This is a genomic window from Acinetobacter sp. CIP 101934, assembly GCF_000369585.1.
GTDB classification, from domain to species: domain Bacteria; phylum Pseudomonadota; class Gammaproteobacteria; order Pseudomonadales; family Moraxellaceae; genus Acinetobacter; species Acinetobacter schindleri.
Genome location: NZ_KB850094.1, coordinates 1,380,437 through 1,397,416 on the forward strand (window position 1 = coordinate 1,380,437; position 16,980 = coordinate 1,397,416).

At 41.7% G+C, this 16,980-nt stretch carries 13 protein-coding genes and 1 tRNA gene; all 14 read left to right on the forward strand.

The window, feature by feature from the left end; all coding sequences use genetic code 11:
• Nucleotides 1-21: 21 nt before the first annotated feature.
• The 14 genes from F899_RS06935 to F899_RS07000 all read left to right on the forward strand — a co-directional run bounded on the left by F899_RS06935 (nt 22) and on the right by F899_RS07000 (nt 16,856).
• Nucleotides 22-4,644 (forward strand): type I secretion C-terminal target domain-containing protein, encoded by a 4,623-nt coding sequence (locus F899_RS06935; RefSeq protein ID WP_155757026.1) that lies wholly within the window; start codon nt 22-24, stop codon nt 4,642-4,644.
• A 69-nt stretch (nt 4,645-4,713) separates the two neighbouring features.
• Nucleotides 4,714-5,130, forward strand: coding sequence for a hypothetical protein (locus F899_RS06940; RefSeq protein ID WP_005221708.1), 417 nt, complete (start codon nt 4,714-4,716; stop codon nt 5,128-5,130).
• Nucleotides 5,131-5,301: 171 nt separating this feature from the next.
• Complete coding sequence (gene cysS, locus F899_RS06945; protein ID WP_005221709.1) at nt 5,302-6,723, forward strand: cysteine--tRNA ligase; 1,422 nt, start codon at nt 5,302-5,304, stop codon at nt 6,721-6,723.
• Between the two features lie 65 nt (nt 6,724-6,788).
• Nucleotides 6,789-6,864, forward strand: a tRNA-Gly gene (locus F899_RS06950).
• A gap of 272 nt (nt 6,865-7,136) precedes the next feature.
• Nucleotides 7,137-8,114, forward strand: coding sequence for a KpsF/GutQ family sugar-phosphate isomerase (locus F899_RS06955; protein ID WP_005221710.1), 978 nt, complete (start codon nt 7,137-7,139; stop codon nt 8,112-8,114).
• A gap of 3 nt (nt 8,115-8,117) precedes the next feature.
• On the forward strand, nt 8,118-8,657 hold the full coding sequence (locus tag F899_RS06960; RefSeq protein WP_004894328.1) for a KdsC family phosphatase: 540 nt from the start codon (nt 8,118-8,120) through the stop codon (nt 8,655-8,657).
• A gap of 33 nt (nt 8,658-8,690) precedes the next feature.
• Nucleotides 8,691-9,239 carry an LPS export ABC transporter periplasmic protein LptC gene (gene lptC / locus F899_RS06965; RefSeq protein ID WP_004894330.1) on the forward strand — a complete coding sequence of 183 codons (549 nt, stop codon included), beginning with the start codon at nt 8,691-8,693 and terminating at the stop codon, nt 9,237-9,239.
• On the forward strand, nt 9,223-9,789 hold the full coding sequence (gene lptA / locus F899_RS06970; protein WP_004812577.1) for a lipopolysaccharide transport periplasmic protein LptA: 567 nt from the start codon (nt 9,223-9,225) through the stop codon (nt 9,787-9,789). Before lptC ends, lptA begins: the two co-directional genes overlap by 17 nt.
• Complete coding sequence (gene lptB / locus F899_RS06975; RefSeq protein WP_004812578.1) at nt 9,789-10,529, forward strand: LPS export ABC transporter ATP-binding protein; 741 nt, start codon at nt 9,789-9,791, stop codon at nt 10,527-10,529. The genes lptA and lptB overlap by 1 nt, the downstream gene beginning before the upstream one ends.
• A gap of 140 nt (nt 10,530-10,669) precedes the next feature.
• Complete coding sequence (locus tag F899_RS06980) at nt 10,670-12,217, forward strand: TolC family outer membrane protein (protein WP_004894333.1); 1,548 nt, start codon at nt 10,670-10,672, stop codon at nt 12,215-12,217.
• Nucleotides 12,214-14,352 (forward strand): type I secretion system permease/ATPase, encoded by a 2,139-nt coding sequence (locus tag F899_RS06985; RefSeq protein WP_005221711.1) that lies wholly within the window; start codon nt 12,214-12,216, stop codon nt 14,350-14,352. The genes F899_RS06980 and F899_RS06985 overlap by 4 nt, the downstream gene beginning before the upstream one ends.
• A complete protein-coding gene (locus F899_RS06990) occupies nt 14,349-15,536 on the forward strand; it encodes a beta-barrel domain-containing protein (protein ID WP_005221712.1) in 1,188 nt (395 codons plus the stop codon). Before F899_RS06985 ends, F899_RS06990 begins: the two co-directional genes overlap by 4 nt.
• Nucleotides 15,537-15,643: 107 nt before the next feature.
• Nucleotides 15,644-16,243 carry an IMPACT family protein gene (locus F899_RS06995; protein WP_005221713.1) on the forward strand — a complete coding sequence of 200 codons (600 nt, stop codon included), beginning with the start codon at nt 15,644-15,646 and terminating at the stop codon, nt 16,241-16,243.
• Nucleotides 16,236-16,856 (forward strand): acyltransferase, encoded by a 621-nt coding sequence (locus F899_RS07000; RefSeq protein WP_005221714.1) that lies wholly within the window; start codon nt 16,236-16,238, stop codon nt 16,854-16,856. Before F899_RS06995 ends, F899_RS07000 begins: the two co-directional genes overlap by 8 nt.
• The last annotated feature ends 124 nt before the right edge of the window (nt 16,857-16,980 follow it).

Genomic DNA, 16,980 nt, shown 5'->3' on the forward strand with positions numbered 1-16,980 from the left:
AACCCGGGTTCAGAGAAAGTCTTGGATAAAGCCAATGGTGGATTTGAATCTGATATCATCCCACCAGCGTTGGACGGCGTGATCTTCACAATCGAAACTGTTGCACAAGATGGCATTGTGAATATTGCAGAATCTCAAGATAAAGTTACGATTGTTGGTAAATTAACTTCAATTCCTGCTGATAGCATTGAAACGATAATTACTGTTACTGTTGGAACTGAAACAGTAAATGCGATTATTACCGATACCGTAACTGGCACGTGGACAGCGGAATTATCAGGTTCATCATTTGGAGATGTGGCGGGTGAGGTTGTTGCTGAAGTAACATTCAAAGATAAAGCGGGTAATGAATCGAATAAAACAGCAAATGCTCCATATGCTATAGATTTAGAAGCTCCTAAATATACGAATAGTTATATTAATGAGGATGGAAAGATCGTTCTAGAGTTTGATGAATTGCTTGATAACGATAATCCTCCTACATTCGACTCCTTTGTGATTATCAAAAATACGGATGAGGTTGTTGAGATTCAAGGGGTTGAAATCGTTGATCAGCAAGTTGTTATCACAACTGTGAAGCCGATTTATCAATCCGATAAAGTTCAGGTTTCTTATGTAGATAAAGACTTGAAAGATAAAAATGCGATTCAAGATGATGCTGGCAATGGTAGTTCAGAATTTAATACTGGTATTTTATCTAATGACTCGTTATTGAGTGGATTGGTGTCTGATTTTAATAATATTTCAGGTGTGCCAACATCTGTTAATCAAGACACTTTAGTTGCTACTGGTGTTGATATTCTTAACCTATTTAATGTAACCAATACTACACAAAATACGATAAAGGCAGGAACAGAATTTACATTTACAGCTGATGAATATGCAGGTAATCATTCAGTTCAAGTAAGTTTAGATACTAGTTCATTATTGTCTGTTGCAAAGGCATATGGTGTTGTTTTACAGCAAAAGAATAATGAAGGTGAGTGGGTTAATCTCATTTCTGCACCAATGGGTCAAAATGGTGTTGTTGCATCATTAGGAACTCAATATGCGTTAGGAGCGATTGATAACAATAGTGCTTCTGTCACATTTAGTGGTTTAGAGCCAGGTCAGTATCGTATCGCAACATATGCAGATCAAAGTGAACTGAAAAAATTGATCAGTGATATCGAGTTGGCTAATTTGGGTCAAGGTGGTTATTTATTAGGTAAAGATAATCAAGATGCCTTAATTAAAGAGTTGAAATCGATTTTAGGTCAAGATTCAATAGCAGGTGCAACACTCGTTGATTATCTAGAAGGTATTTTAAATGCAGTTAATCTTTTAACATTCCCTATATCCGCATTAGTCGATAAAGTTATTGGCTCCACATTACTTAACCCGTTGATGACTGCTTTAGATAAAGCCATTGATGTTGTTGTTGGTAACTTGGTTAATAATTTAGTCAGTGTTTTGCAAAAAACTACTGTAACAGTAAGTCCATCTACGACTTTCTATACAGCTGAAGGAAACGTTATTGATAATGATGCTTTAGATAATATTGAAGTTAAAAAAGTTGAGGTTACGACAGAAAAGTCATCATCAAATGAAGTGAGCGAACCTGTAATAACGGAAATTAATGGCTCTACAGTAATTAATGGTAAATACGGTAAATTGATGATTCAGCCGAATGGTGCATATAAATATACCGTTAGTCCACAATTTGCTAATGCAGACTTAGTAGAGACGTTTAAATATACTGTTGATAATGGTGCATCAGAAACTTTAATAATTAATATTTCTAAAGCGACTCAGGAGTTACTTGCTGTAGATAATAATGTTGATCTAAATCTAAATGTGGCTCCTTCTGAACATTTCATGACAAAGGCTGAGTTAGGTGAATACAGTAAAACTACAGTTAATGTTGCTTATATCGGTTTAGGTAGTGTGCTTGATCTTGGGGCTTTAACACCTAAAAATTCACTGCAGTTTAAAGTTGATCCGTTAACGGAACAGGTCATTACTTTTAACGGAAAATCTGGAGGTGTTCAGGTTCTCACTAATTACAATTTGTATGTTTATAAATTAAATGAAAAAACGAATAAATTGGAATTAGTCGAGTTAAAAGAGAACTGGTTTGGCGTAGCACTCTTAGGTGGTGCTTCTAAACAACCTGTTACGTATACGTTTGACGAAGGCCAATATTATGCAGTTTTAGAGCCTACAAGTGGTGTAAATGCACTATACGGCTATACACTTGAAGCAACACAGAATAAAGTGTTGAACTATGCTAATCCAATTTCTGTTTCAGGTATTGCTAAAGGTAACTTAATTAATGACATTGATTTACAAGCAAAAGGGCAGGATGTAGGGCCAAATATTGAGAGTTCATTTATTACGCAGGTAATAGATGCTAAAGGTGTTGTGGTATCAGTTAAAACTGATCAAATTACTGATGCAGTGACAGTTCAAGGTAAATATGGCCAGTTAACCATTTCAGCAGATGGTACTTATAGTTATGAAGCCTTTAACAGTAAAAACTTTAACTATGGTGATGTAGAAGAATTTACATATACGATTTATGACCCAATTTCTGGTCAATCTGATAATGCACAACTTAAAATTACTTTAGACTTCTCAAATACAGAGAATGGCTTATCGACAGTAGTTGCTTTGTTAGAGATTGAGCCGACGGTTAAAACTTTAGTTGAGAAGGTAGAACTTGAGGATGTTAATCTCAATACCATAACGAAAGGTAAGATTAATGCGACAGCATTTAGTGTGGCTGAAATATCATTAGGCGACGTTGTAGATGCGGGAATTATCTCTGCTGATAATAGTATTAATATAAGTGTCAAATCGGGAGAATTGGCGAATATTAAATTCCATGCAAGTGCTTATCAGGCTGTATCTGTAGCAAGCATATTTGACTTACAGGTTTATAAAAAACTTGATAATGGTCAGCTTGAATTGTTTTACACCAAGCCGAACTACGTCGTTCTTCCAGTAACATTGGTCATTCCTTTAGGTGGTATTCATATTGGAGATCCAATTAATCTTGATTTCCCTGAAGGCGAGTATGTGGCATTGTTAAATAGCACTGGTGGTATCGGTGCTATTGGTGGTACAACACTGGAAGTTAAAGAAATTTCGGTTGAAGACTACAATAATCCAGTAGTGTATAAAGGTGAGGTTTCAGGTAAGTTAGATATTCCAGTTGATGGAAAAATCTATACTTTAAATGGAAAAAAAGTCGAAAGTCTGGAATCGACTGTAGTGAAGGGCACATATGGAACATTAACGTACCATGCAGATGGTACTTATGAGTATTTCGTCGATGCTACTTATCAAATACCGCAGTTTGGCATGATCGATACATTTAGCTATTCGTATAAAGAAGCGAATGGTGAAGTTGTATCTTCAATCCTAAATGTCAAATTATCTACTGTTGATGCAAATCAAGATAAGCAATTTGATTCAGAAAAAAAGGAAATTGATATTGCTGCACCAATGGTGAATAAAGTCGAACAAGTCATTATTGATGAAAAGACAGGACTCCGTTTACCAATATGGGATGAAATTAAGGACAAGGAATCAAAAGTTATTGAGATTGTAAATACGCCATATATGACGACAGATTTAACATTCTCATTAAATGTTGATTTGGATATTAAAGGTCTTTACAAGACAGGTTTGCATTTTGAGCTATATAAAATTGTTAAAAATGCCCAAACTGGAGAGGTTACGTATTCTAAAGTAGGAGATACAATTTCACTTAAAGATGTGCAAAAAGATACGCTCTCACATACTTGGGAGAATTTAAAATCTGGTACTTATACAGTGAAATATTCCATCGATGGCCATAATGGTACAGGAATGGATTATGGTTTCAATTTCTCTCAAACATATAACTACCATGATTCATGGACCTCTACTGGCAAAGATGCCGATTATCTAGCTGGCCAGGTTATAGGTAATTTCCTTTCTAACGATAAATTCGCGCTTGGTCTAAAAGATCAAGCTATCGTGAAATTTGGAAATAAATATCTTTATTTAGGTTCTAATGAAGTTCAAGAAATCACAGTTTACGGTAGTTATGGTGATCTTGTAGTAAAATCAGATGGTAGTTACGTATTCACGCCAAACGGTCTTGGTGGTGGTAGAGAGTATTTCGACTATGAAATTATTTCTCCAACAGGCGAGTCTGATAAAGCAGCGATAGAATTTAGTGTTGCTAAAGTTATTCAAGGGAATGAATTTAATAATCTAGTTGAAAGTTCAGCTTCTAATGATATATATACTTTAAGCTCAGGCTCTGACACTGTAATTTTTGATGTTTTAGATTTGTCTCATAATAATGGTGGTAACGGCATAGATACTTGGACTGACTTCCACTTAACAACATCATTAACAGATGAAAATGCCGACAAAATCGATGTAAGTTCCTTGTTAGTAGGTTATGAGCAAGGTGATGATCTGAAAGAATTTGTCTCGATCGGAAAAACTGCAGATGGTAAAGCTATCGTTCAAATTGACCGTGATGGTAAGGCAGATGAGTTCCAAAAAACCGATCTATTGGTACTAGAGAATCAAACTGTTGCTACGCAGCAAGCTCAGCTGGATTTACTCAATCAATTAATCGCAAATCAACAACTTATTGGTTAATTCATCGATCAGGAGAAAGTGGAATCACTTTCTCCTGATGAACTGTCATTTACAAATATCGAGTCAAACATGAAAAAAGCATTATTGTCTGTATTAGTCCTTACAGCATCATTCACGCTAGCAAATGCAAATACGGAAACAAAAAAATCAGCAAATTTAGGTAATTTTCAAGGTCGATATGCTCTTGATTGTTCCGTGCAGAAAGCCCACAACTTATCATATGTGATCGGAGATAAAAGCATTTTGCGTTTAATTTCTGCGAAGAAAAAATCGGGTGTATTTGAGAAGAGATTTGTACGTCAGGGTAGAAAAGCAAGTGATGGTTCGCAGTATCAATTTACGGTTGCATACACAGGTTTTGATGTCGACTTTTATAAGAAAGGTGAACAAAACTGGATTAATGTATATAGTACGGGCATCGTAAATCACTTTGGTCCAAAAACTAAAGAAGCACTGATCCAATGCAAAAGTGAAACTCAGTCCTAAAATGTATTAAAACGACGAGTGAAAAAAGACCAGTTAGATACTGGTCTTTTTTTTAATTCTTAAATTCATTAATGAATTTGCTAATTTTATAAAAACATATCTTAAAACTTTATGAAAAATAATGCTTAGGTTAAGATGAGCCATCATTTGTAAAAGCATTCTAGAAGACCTATGCAACCATTTGTTCTATATAACTCAGAGCAACGTAAAAAAGTAGAATTTGTGCCTCGTAAAGAAGGTCAGATTGATCTGTATGTCTGTGGGATGACGGTCTATGACTACTGTCATATCGGACATGCACGTACCGTGGTTGCATTTGACTATATTATCCGTTTTCTGCGCAGTCAGGGCTGGAAAGTAAAATATGTCCGTAATATCACTGACATTGACGATAAGATTATTAAACGTGCTAATGAAAATGGGGAAAGCATTTCATCACTGACCAGCCGTTTTATTGATGCCATGAATGAAGACTTCGCCAAGTTAGGCTGTCTTGCACCGGATGAAGCACCAAAAGCCACTGATTACATCAAGCAAATGCAAAACATGATTGGGACGTTGGTGGAAAAAGGGACTGCATATCCGGCAAATAATGGTGATGTTTACTTCGAGGTTGAAAAATTCGCCAAATACGGCCGTCTCTCAGGCCGTAAACTGGAAGATATGCAGGCAGGCGCTTCTGAACGTGTAGACGTCGAAGTTGAGAAAAAACACCCATTTGACTTTGTACTTTGGAAACATGCCAAAGAAAATGAACCTTCTTGGGCTTCACCATGGGGCAATGGTCGTCCAGGATGGCATATTGAATGTTCTGCGATGTCAACCTGCTGCCTGGGCAATCATTTTGATATTCATGGTGGCGGTGCTGATTTAAGCTTCCCGCATCATGAAAACGAGATTGCACAATCTGAAGCAGCGACAGGTGAGCAGTATGTGAACTACTGGATGCATGCCGGCTTCATCAATGTTGATGGTGAAAAGATGTCGAAGTCTTTGGGTAACTTCTTTACCATCCGTGATGTGATTGAAAAATTCCATCCGGAAGTGGTGCGTTACTTTATTGTGTCTTCACACTACCGCAGCCCGGTGAACTATTCTGATGTGGCCTTAAAAGAAGCGAAAAATACGCTGATGCGTTTCTATCATTCTTTCAAAGCTTATCAGGCAGTATATGGCGAACAACTGGTTGAAACTCTGGATCAAAGCTTTGTTGAGCGTTTCAATACAGCCATGTGTGATGACTTTAATACACCAGAAGCCATTGCTGTATTGTTTGAACTGAATAAAGAGCTGAATCGTGCAGTAAAAGATCAGAATCAGGAACAGGCTGCTGTTTATTATTCTACTCTGCGCCATCTCACCAATATTCTGGGTCTGGTACAGCACAATGTCGACGAATTCTTAAAGTCTGATATTGGTCAGGAAGCTTTAGGCTTGTCTGAAGAGCAGATTGAAGATCTGATCCAGCAACGTAAAGATGCCAAAAAAGAGAAAAACTTTGCTCGTGCCGATGAAATCCGCCAGTCTTTATTAGACCAAGGGGTGGTGCTGGAAGATACCCGTCAAGGAACTGTATGGCGTCGTGCTGATTAATTCGACAGTTGAATCGATAGAGAGTTGACAGTTAGCAGAAACTCTCTATAATTCACTCCCATATTGCGGGAATAGCTCAGTTGGTAGAGCACAACCTTGCCAAGGTTGGGGTCGCGAGTTCGAGTCTCGTTTCCCGCTCCAAAATTCAAAAGACCCTGATCGGAAGATTGGGGTTTTTTATTGTCTGTGCAAAATAAAAAGGAAAATCAGAACTGATTTATATGATTAAATTTTGAATAATAAGGGGCTTTTAGTCAGGCAAGTTTCAAAACATTCAGTTTAAGTTTTATGAAAAGCCATACATTTTGAAACCTGTAATTTGCATAGATATGATAAAATTGCGAAAATTATTTTTGCTAGACTGAGTCAACTCTGTATAGAGTTAAGGTAAACCTACTTTGAACCCACCAAATATGCCAAATCAAATAGACTTCCAGAAAGTTGCACTTGAAACACTGCGTATCGAAGAACATGCATTACAGATTTTAGCTGCCCAAATCGATGAGCGTTTTAGTCAGGCATGTGAAATTATCCTGCAGTGTAAGGGGCGTCTGGTGATTACCGGGATGGGGAAATCCGGGCATATTGGCCGCAAAATGGCCGCGACTTTTGCCTCTACAGGTACGCCTTCATTTTTTATGCATCCAGGTGAGGCGGGACATGGAGATCTCGGCATGCTGGTGCCGGGTGATGTACTGATTGCCATTTCAAACTCAGGCAAGAGTGATGAAATCATGATGCTGATGCCTTTGATTAAGCGGTTGGAAATTCCTTTAATTACCATTAGTGGTGACGACAAAGGCCCTATGCCACAAAATGCTGATGTCGCTTTAACTTTGGGTAATCTGCAAGAGGCTTGTCCGCTTGGTCTGGCACCAACTTCAAGTACTACAGCAACTCTGGTGTTAGGTGATGCCTTGGCTGTAGCACTGCTGGATGCACGTGGTTTTACTGCTGATGATTTTGCCCTCTCACATCCAGCAGGTGCCTTGGGTAAACGCTTATTGCTGCATGTTAAACACCTGATGCATACTGGTGCAGAACTGCCGAAAGTGTCACCAGATACACCGATGAATCAAGTTTTATACGAAATTTCAAATAAACGCCTAGGTTTAACCACAATTGTCGATCAAAATGATGTTCTGCTGGGTATTTTCACGGATGGGGACTTGCGCCGATTGATTGATAAGCAGCAAGGTTTTGATGTCAATCTGCCGATTCAAGAAGTGATGATCAAAAATCCTCTGACGATTTCTCAGGAAGCACGTGCTGTAGTAGCGCTAGAACGTATGAATGAACGTAAAATTAATCAATTTGTAGTTGTTGATGATGCCAATAAAGTCATTGGTGTAATTAGTATGCATGACCTGATTCAGGCTGGGGTAAATTAATAGATGGCATCTTATGTATTATTAGAGCAGGCACGTCATATTGCAGCACTGGTGCTTGATGTAGATGGGATTCTAAGTGACGGTTTTGTCACGCTAACCAATACGGGTGATGAGATCAAGTCCTTTGATATTCGTGACGGTCTGGGTATGAAGCTGGTTCAGCAAGCTGGAATTAAAGTGATTATCATCACTGGACGTCAAAGTAATATTGTAGAAAAGCGTATGTCTGATTTAGGGGTAGACCTAGTCTATCAGGGGCGTGAAGACAAAGGCGTTGCCCTCAAAGAAGCTTGCGCTCAGTTGAATATCGATCCTGAAGATTGCCTGTATATGGGCGATGACTGGCCCGACCTGTCAGCTTTTGCCATTGCTGGCATGAAAGTGACAGTTCCAAATGGTCATGTCGAAGTACGTCGTCGTGCCGATCTGGTGACTCAGGCGATGGGTGGCCGTGGTGCGGTGCGTGAGATCTGTGACATGCTTTTAATGTCTAAAGGTGTTTACCAAGAATTACTTGAAAAGTTTACTCGTGCGCCATATTAATCAACTATACGTTCTGGATTAAGTACACCGCTTATGGATACTAAAGTTTTATACGTAACCGCGATTATTCTCGCAGCCATAAGTGGTGGTTATTATTATTTCAGTGGAAGTGGCAATAAGCTTCAGGTAGATGCTGCACGCAGTATGAAATCCACGGCTGAAAATATTAATTTGACGCAAACCGATGAAAAAGGTGAGCTGGCTGTTCGTGCTCAAGTCGATCGACTCGAGCAGGATATGCAGAAAAAAACCTCGAAGCTGGAAAATATGAATGCTTCTATGTACAAGGATGGCAAAGTAGATTCTACTTTTTATGCCAAACTTGTGAATGGCTATGAGGATAATACTAAAGTGATCCTTTCTCAGCAGGTGGTAGCAACCAAGATTCTGCAAGATGGTCAGCTTCAGTTCAAGACAGAAGAGTTAACAGGTTTCCCTAAAACACGAGAAATTGAAACGGATAAAGCTGTAGAAGTAACGACTCCACAAGCTGAGTTTATCAGTCAGGGCTTGAAGGCAAATCTAAATGACGGTCAATACGAATTTTTTAATATTCGAGGAAAGTATGAACCAAATTCTTAAACCTAAAATGACGACTACTTTCCTGAAGCGTACTGCGCTTGCTGCTGTGCTCGGGTTTACTTCACTCGCAGCGCTTGCAATTCCTTCAGACCGTCAGCAGCCTATTTCGCTGGTAGCTGACCGTGCAACTTTTAATGAGCGTACCGGTATCACGACTTATACCGGTAATGTCATTATTGAGCAAGGGACTATGAAACTTCAGGCAAACTCAATTGTGGCAAACCTGAACAGCAAGAAGCAAATCAGCACGATTACAGCAAATGGCAGTCCTGCACGTTTCCAGCAACAAATCGATGCTGCTAAAGGAATCGCGAAAGGTCAGGCACAGAAGATTGTCTACAATGCTGATACCGGTATTATTACCCTGACAGGTAATGCCTTCCTGGAACAGGATGGAGCCAGTATCCGTGGTAATACGCTTCGATATAGTATGAATAAGGGGGATATTGAAGCTGTTGGTACGCCAAATAAAACCGGTTCCTCTTCAGGTCGTGTACAGATTGTGATTCCACCATCCAGTTCTAAATCCTTCCCGGGAGCACGTGACTAATGGCTGAATCAAAGGTTCAAACCTTAACCATTAAACATCTGGCGAAAAACTATAGTAAACGTTGGGTGGTGAAGGATGTATCCTTCAGCATGGAAAGTGGTCAGATCGTTGGTTTACTTGGTCCGAATGGTGCAGGTAAGACCACCAGCTTCTATATGGTGGTTGGTCTGGTGCGTATGGATAAAGGTGAAATATATCTGGATGATCTGGATCTCTCAGATTTGGCTATGCATGAACGTGCCCGTAAAGGGATTGGTTATCTGCCGCAGGAAGCTTCTATTTTCCGGAAGTTGACCATTGCTGAAAATATCATGGCGATTCTTGAAACCCGTAAGGAATTGACCAAAGCCCAGCGTCAGCAGCGCCTGGCAGAATTGCTGGCAGACTTTAAGATTACCCATATCAAAGATTCTCTGGGCATGAGTGTCTCTGGTGGTGAGCGTCGTCGTGCGGAAATTGCCCGTGCGCTGGCAGCTGATCCAAAATTCATGTTACTTGATGAACCTTTTGCCGGGGTCGATCCGATTTCTGTCGGAGATATTAAAGACATTATCACAACCTTGAAAGATCGTGGTATTGGGGTATTAATTACTGATCATAATGTGCGTGAAACTTTGGCAATCTGTGAGCATGCGTATATTGTCAGTGAAGGTGCAGTGATTGCAGAAGGTACACCACAAGAAATCCTGAATAATGAAACTGTTAGAAAAGTGTATCTGGGTGATGACTTTACCGTGTAATTCGGCTTTATTACCTTAATCAAGCCCACACAGTCAACTTTAGCGTTGTTGTGTGGGATTTTTTCGTCGAAAATATTTTAGTATCATCAATTTTAAAATATTTTTGGTATATAGTTAGTTTAAAAACGACACCAATAATCATGCTATTGCAAGCAAAAAAAATTAATAAACTTCGGGGTAATTTACAGGGAAAAAAAAGGGTATTGATCGCCCTTTTACTGCCTTTGCAAATGTCTCAGGTTTATGCGGCAGATACGGAAAAGGGATATTTTCAGGGATTCAAACAAGGGGTCAGTAAACTGTTCTCCCCTGAACCTGTAAAATCCTCACATACGGTTGATCTGCGGGATTTGAGTAATTATCAGCTGGATACCTCACGTGTTCAGGAGTTGCCCCAAGTAGGCGGCTTTCAGAATGGTACTCGTTCCCAGAATAATATTCCAGCCATGGGAATTCCCAGACGAATTAATCTTAAGGAGGCTGTACTTACAGCAGTTCAGCGTCGTCCCGAGATTTCACAAAGTATATCTTCGCTGTCCTCTCAGGCTGCCAATATTGATGTGGCAAAGGCACAATACTATCCACAGATTTCGGGTGGATTTGGAACAGCAGATTTAACCAAGGGCGAACGCGGTCGTCAGGTAGTTTCCTTGAATGCGACCCAAATGCTATATGATTTTGGCAAGGTAAAATCCAGCGTAACCACTGAAGAAGCCAAGCTTGCCGAAGCGCAGGCACGGGTTCTAGTCAGCCTGGATCAGATTGCACTTGAAGTGGCAGATGCCATTGTCAATATCAAGCGCTATCAGGAAATCACCAAGATTGCCGAGCAGCAGAAACAAGGGATTGCACGAATTGCGGAAATTGCCAATCTGCGAGCCAAAGCCGGGATCAGCAGTCAGGCCGATCCGATTCAGGCCCAATCCAATCTGGAAGCTGCAGAGAATAACCTGATTGTGCAACAAACCCAGTTACGTCAGTATCAACAAAAACTGCGCACTTTACTCGGCTTTGATATATCCAATGTAGAGTGGGAAATTCCAGATAGTCTGATTCAACAGGCCGGACTTTACCAGGAGCCTGAATTTACCAGTATTCCGACGTTGATGTTGGCACATGCTGGCGTGGAAGTTGCACGTTCGCAAAAAGAGCAGGCCAAGCTAAATACTTATCCTACCATTAATATCAAAGGGAGTATGAGTCAGGCCATTAATGGTCGCAATCCGAATAATAATGAAGATGATGGCTTTTATAACTCTGTGATGATTGAAGCCACCAGTAATTTCTATCAAGGTGGGGCGACCAGATCACAGACCCGTGCAGCCAGTTTTGCTGAAGAAGCAGCACGTGCTCAGGTCAATACTGCCTATCTGGATGTAGTCGATCAGGTCCGCTTGATTCGAGAACAGATTGAAAATAAACAGCGACAAATGGACATTCTGGCACAGCGCCGTGCAACCACTGTGCGCACCAGAGAGCTGTATCAGGAACAATATAAACTCGGTACTCGAACCGTAGTCGATCTGCTTAATGCAGAGCAGGCAATTCACAGCGCAGCCCAAGAAATCGAAACTGCGCGTTACGATATTTATACCGCTATTGTTCAGTACATTCAGGTCACTGGTCGTACACGCGATCTTTATGACCTTAACCGTATTTCTATTCAGGGGTTTGAAGTACAGCCATGAGTAATACAATAAATTATCAGCCGTGGCTTCAGGCGATACTTAATATCGCCAAGCATTATCGCATCGAGCCATCTGAGGAAAGAATCCGCTTACAACTCGACTGGAACCAGCATCATGATGTTGATGAGCTGCTCAAAGTTGTCACGCGTCAAATCGGACTGAATGTACGTAAAAATAAATTTGATGCCAGTCTGCTCAGTCCATGGAAATTGCCAATATTGGTAGAATTTGAAAATGGCGAAGTGGGTGTCATCGAGCGCATTGATAATGAAGGCAATGCCAGTGTACAGCTCAGTGGCGATCAGGGATTGTCTCAGGTCTTTGACCTGGAACATCTGAAGCAGGGTGCTAAAAGCCTTTATATCCTGCGTCCTGAATCTTCAGTACCCGATGCCCGGGTCGATGAATATATCAAGCCTTTTGAAAAAAACTGGTTCTGGTCAATTGTCCTGAATGACTGGAAACGTTATATCGATGTGATGTTTGCTTCTTTAATCGCGAACATCCTCGCACTGGCGACCATTGTCTTTTCCATGAACGTGTATGACCGGGTCATTCCTTCACAGTCCATCCCGACCTTATGGGTACTGGCAGGCGGTGTATTGATTGCGGCAATCTTCGAATTTACCTTACGCGTCTCCCGGATCTATCTGTCTGATATTATCGGCAAGCGCGCTGATTTACGTATTTCTGACCAGGTTTTTGGTCATGCCTTACGCATTAAAAATAAAGAGCGTTCAAAATCTACCGGTACTTTTATTTCACAGATTCGTGAACTGGAAGGTGTTCGTGAATTGGTGACGTCTACTACGGTGACTGCAATTGCCGACCTGCCATTTTTCTTCCTGTTCTTGGGGATTTTCTGGCTCATTGGCGGAAACCTGTTCTGGGTGATGCTGTTAGTCGTACCCATAATGATTCTACCGGGGATTCTGGCACAGAAAAAACTGGGTGAGCTGGCACAAATGGGCATGCGTGAATCTGCAATCCGTAATGCATTGCTGGTGGAAGCAGTACAAGGAATTGAAGACATCAAGCTACTGCGTGCTGAATCGCGTTTCCAGAACCAGTGGAACCATATGAATGAAGTGTCTGCGGATGTCAGCATGCAGCAACGTAAAATCGTTGGTTTGATGACCGCCTGGACGCAAAAGATTCAAGGCCTGACATTTGCCATCGTCGTGTTAGTGGGCTGTTTTGCCGTTATGGAAGGTGAAATGACCACAGGTGCACTGGTTGCCTGTTCAATCCTGTCTTCGCGTATGCTTGCGCCAATTTCCCAAATTACCGGTGTGTTGGGGCGTTTACAGCAGGCGAAAGTCGCGAAAAACGGTTTGGATGAACTGATGAAAAAGCCGGTAGATCAGCCGGATTATTCACATCTGATTCACCGCCCATTACTCGAAGGTCAGTACGAGCTGAGCGGGGCAGTATTCAAATATGGTGAAGATGACCCTAAACCGACTCTAGTAATTCCCAAACTGGACATCAAGCCTGGTGAGAAGATTGCGATTTTGGGGCGTAATGGTGCCGGTAAATCAACCTTATTGCAGTTGTTATCCGGTATGCAAACGCCGTTACAGGGCAAGGTTAAACTTGATGGGATTGACCTGAACCTGATTGATCCGGCAGATGTGCGCCGTGATATGGGCCTACTGAATCAAAATTCACAGTTATTTTATGGCAGCATTCGTGAAAACCTGACGCTGGGTGCACCACTGGCAACTGACCAGCAAATCCTGGAAGCTTTGCAACTCACAGGTGCATTGGGCTTTGTTCAGGAAAAGAAAGAAGGCTTGGACCATATCATTCTGGAAGGTGGTGTGGGCTTCTCTGGGGGGCAGCGTCAAGCCTTGTTACTTTCTCGTTTACTGATTCGCCAACCACGAATTTTATTGCTGGATGAACCCACTGCTGCCATTGATGATGTTTCTGAGAAACAGCTGATTGATAATTTAAAAACTTATCTGATTGGCCGAACCATGGTGGTGGCTACACATCGTCGTGCGGTACTTGAACTGGTAGATCGTATTATTGTCGTAAATGACGGCAAGATTGTGATGGATGGTCCGCGGGACCAGATCCTGAACCAATCACAAGGTGGAGCGAAGCGTGTTACGGGAGCAAGCGCATGAGTGCACAACAGGAAATCAAGCGTTCAACCAAAGTCAGCTTTCAGGAACCACCTTTGCCAAAATCAAGTGTGATTATCTGGATCATTGGCATAGGCTTACTGATTCTGCTGACGTGGGCATGGCTGTTCAAGCTGGAAGAAGTTTCGACAGGCACCGGTAAAGTGATACCCTCTTCCAAGGAACAGGTTATTCAGTCTCTAGAAGGTGGTATCCTCACCAAACTGAACGTCAAAGAAGGTGAAATTGTCGAGCAGGGTCAGGTATTGGCACAGCTGGATCCCACCCGTTTTGAATCCAATGTAGGTGAATCGGCTTCTCTGTTAATTTCTTCGCGTGCAACCGCGGCACGCTTACGTGCTGAAGTCACCGGTGCGCCGTTGTCCTTCCCGCCAGAGGTTCTCACGGAGCCAAAACTGGTGGCAGAGGAAACTGCATTATATAAATCGCGTCGTGCTAATCTGGAACAATCTTTAGCAGGGTTACAGCAGGCATTGGTACTGGTACAGCAAGAACTGGCGATGACTGAACCATTAGTTGCAAAAGGTGCTGCAAGCGAAGTGGAAGTTCTGCGTTTAAAACGTGAAGCCAATGACCTGCAAAACCAGATGAATGATGTACGGAACCAGTATTTTGTGAAAGCGCGTGAAGAGCTTGCCAAAGCCAATACGGATGTAGAAACTCAGCAACAGGTGGTACGTGGTAAATCCGATACGCTGAACCGGACTATTTTCAAATCGCCAGTACGTGGCGTGGTGAAGGAAATTGATGTCATGACCTTGGGAGGCGTCATTCCACAAAACGGCAAGTTGATGACGATTGTACCGCTGGATGAAAAATTGCTGGTCGAAGCACGTATTTCACCACGTGATATTGCCTTTATCCGCCCGGATCAGGAAGCATTGGTTAAAATCACCGCTTATGATTATTCCATTTATGGCGGCCTGAAAGGTAAAGTCACTGTGATTTCCCCCGATACTCTACGTGATGAAGTCAAACAGGACCAATTTTACTATCGTGTGTATATCCGTACCGAAAATGACAAGCTGACCAATAAAGCCGGACAGGAATTTAATATCACCCCGGGCATGGTGGCCACCGTGGATATCCGTACGGGTGAAAAAACCGTACTGGATTATCTGGTTAAACCGTTTAACAAGGCCAAAGAAGCATTGCGCGAACGTTAATACATCATTGTAGTTGTACAAATTCAAGCCTCTATGTCTAGGGGCTTTTTTGTTTGTGCAGACAAACACGTTATACTGCAACACAGTGATGTTATTGTTTGAATCCAATGTCTTTTACTATTGCCAGCCTTGTCAGTTTTGAAGAAGAGATCAAGAAAAGCCGCTTTCAGGCCTTTGCCACGCCGGTGGAATCCGAACAGGATATAAAGGATTTTCTGGAAGCTTATCGTGATACCACCACGACGCATCAGTGCTGGGCATGGAAAATTGGACATAATGTGCGTTTTAATGATGATGGCGAGCCTTCTGGCACCGCAGGTCGACCGATTTTAGCGACCATTGAAGGCAATGAGCTGACCAATGTATTGGTGCTGGTGAATCGCTGGTATGGAGGAATCAAGCTAGGTACGGGTGGTTTGGTTCGTGCTTATGGGGGGTGTGCGGGGCAATGCCTAATCTTAGCTGAAAAGATTGAACTGATTGAAAAGAAGAAAGTGTCCTTTCGTTGTAATTTTAGTGAATGGGCTATTTTTCAGTATGAGCTGAATCAGCAACAGATTGACTATCAGGAAGATTATACCGCAGAAGGCGTCGAGGTTATTGCGCAAATGCAGAAACATCAGATTGAGCCATTTGCCTTGAAGATCCAGGATATCAGCCGCGGACGTGAAGCCTTAAAAATTATAGATGAGCCCCAAGATGACTGAGCAGCAGGACCCTCTACTGAAATACCGCGAGCAGCATAAGCATCGTCTTAATTATATGCCGTGGCTATACTGGTCACTCAAACCTAAAAACCGGGGCTGGGCAGAACAGTGGCAGCGCGAATATCAGGACTATCTGCGTGAAATGGAAACAGTCGAGATTGGTGAGAACTGCTTTATTTCACCACTGGCCCATATCTTCGCTGAACCGGGCCGAAAAATAGTGATTGGTGATCATAGCTTTATCGCAGCGGACTGTACCTTGCATGGGCCACTAGAAATTGGCAATGAAGTCGCGATTAATCACCACTGTATTCTGGATGGTGGACGGGTAGGAATTAAGTTGCATGATCAGGTACGTATGGCAGCATATTGTCACCTGTACGCTTTTGATCATGGGATGGAGCTGGAACAGCCCATTTATAAACAGCCGGTGCGTTCCAAAGGGATTGAAATTGGCCGTGATGTCTGGCTGGGTGCTCATGTCGGCATTAAAGACGGAGTGAAAATTGCGGATCAGGCCATTGTTGGTATGAACAGTATGGTCACCAAAGATGTGGATGAACGCATGATCGTTGCAGGTAATCCGGCCAAACTGATTCGCTACCGGGATTAATACATATTTAGAGTTTCAGACGATACAAGGATTGTTCTGGTAGTTTAAAAATGTATAAGCCACTAGAACGTCACATAAAAAATAACATAATTCAAATCCTGTGCTACAGAATTCGCTGCACATT

Bases quoted from the DNA above. Each gene is read 5' to 3' on its own strand.
- F899_RS06940 (WP_005221708.1), top strand. From the start codon at position 4,714: ATGAAAAAAGCATTATTGTCTGTATTAGTCCTTACAGCATCATTCACG.
- cysS (WP_005221709.1), top strand. From the start codon at position 5,302: ATGCAACCATTTGTTCTATATAACTCAGAGCAACGTAAAAAAGTAGAA.
- F899_RS06955 (WP_005221710.1), top strand. From the start codon at position 7,137: ATGCCAAATCAAATAGACTTCCAGAAAGTTGCACTTGAAACACTGCGT.
- F899_RS06960 (WP_004894328.1), top strand. From the start codon at position 8,118: ATGGCATCTTATGTATTATTAGAGCAGGCACGTCATATTGCAGCACTG.
- lptC (WP_004894330.1), top strand. From the start codon at position 8,691: ATGGATACTAAAGTTTTATACGTAACCGCGATTATTCTCGCAGCCATA.
- lptA (WP_004812577.1), top strand. From the start codon at position 9,223: ATGAACCAAATTCTTAAACCTAAAATGACGACTACTTTCCTGAAGCGT.
- lptB (WP_004812578.1), top strand. From the start codon at position 9,789: ATGGCTGAATCAAAGGTTCAAACCTTAACCATTAAACATCTGGCGAAA.
- F899_RS06980 (WP_004894333.1), top strand. From the start codon at position 10,670: ATGCTATTGCAAGCAAAAAAAATTAATAAACTTCGGGGTAATTTACAG.
- F899_RS06985 (WP_005221711.1), top strand. From the start codon at position 12,214: ATGAGTAATACAATAAATTATCAGCCGTGGCTTCAGGCGATACTTAAT.
- F899_RS06990 (WP_005221712.1), top strand. From the start codon at position 14,349: ATGAGTGCACAACAGGAAATCAAGCGTTCAACCAAAGTCAGCTTTCAG.
- F899_RS06995 (WP_005221713.1), top strand. From the start codon at position 15,644: ATGTCTTTTACTATTGCCAGCCTTGTCAGTTTTGAAGAAGAGATCAAG.
- F899_RS07000 (WP_005221714.1), top strand. From the start codon at position 16,236: ATGACTGAGCAGCAGGACCCTCTACTGAAATACCGCGAGCAGCATAAG.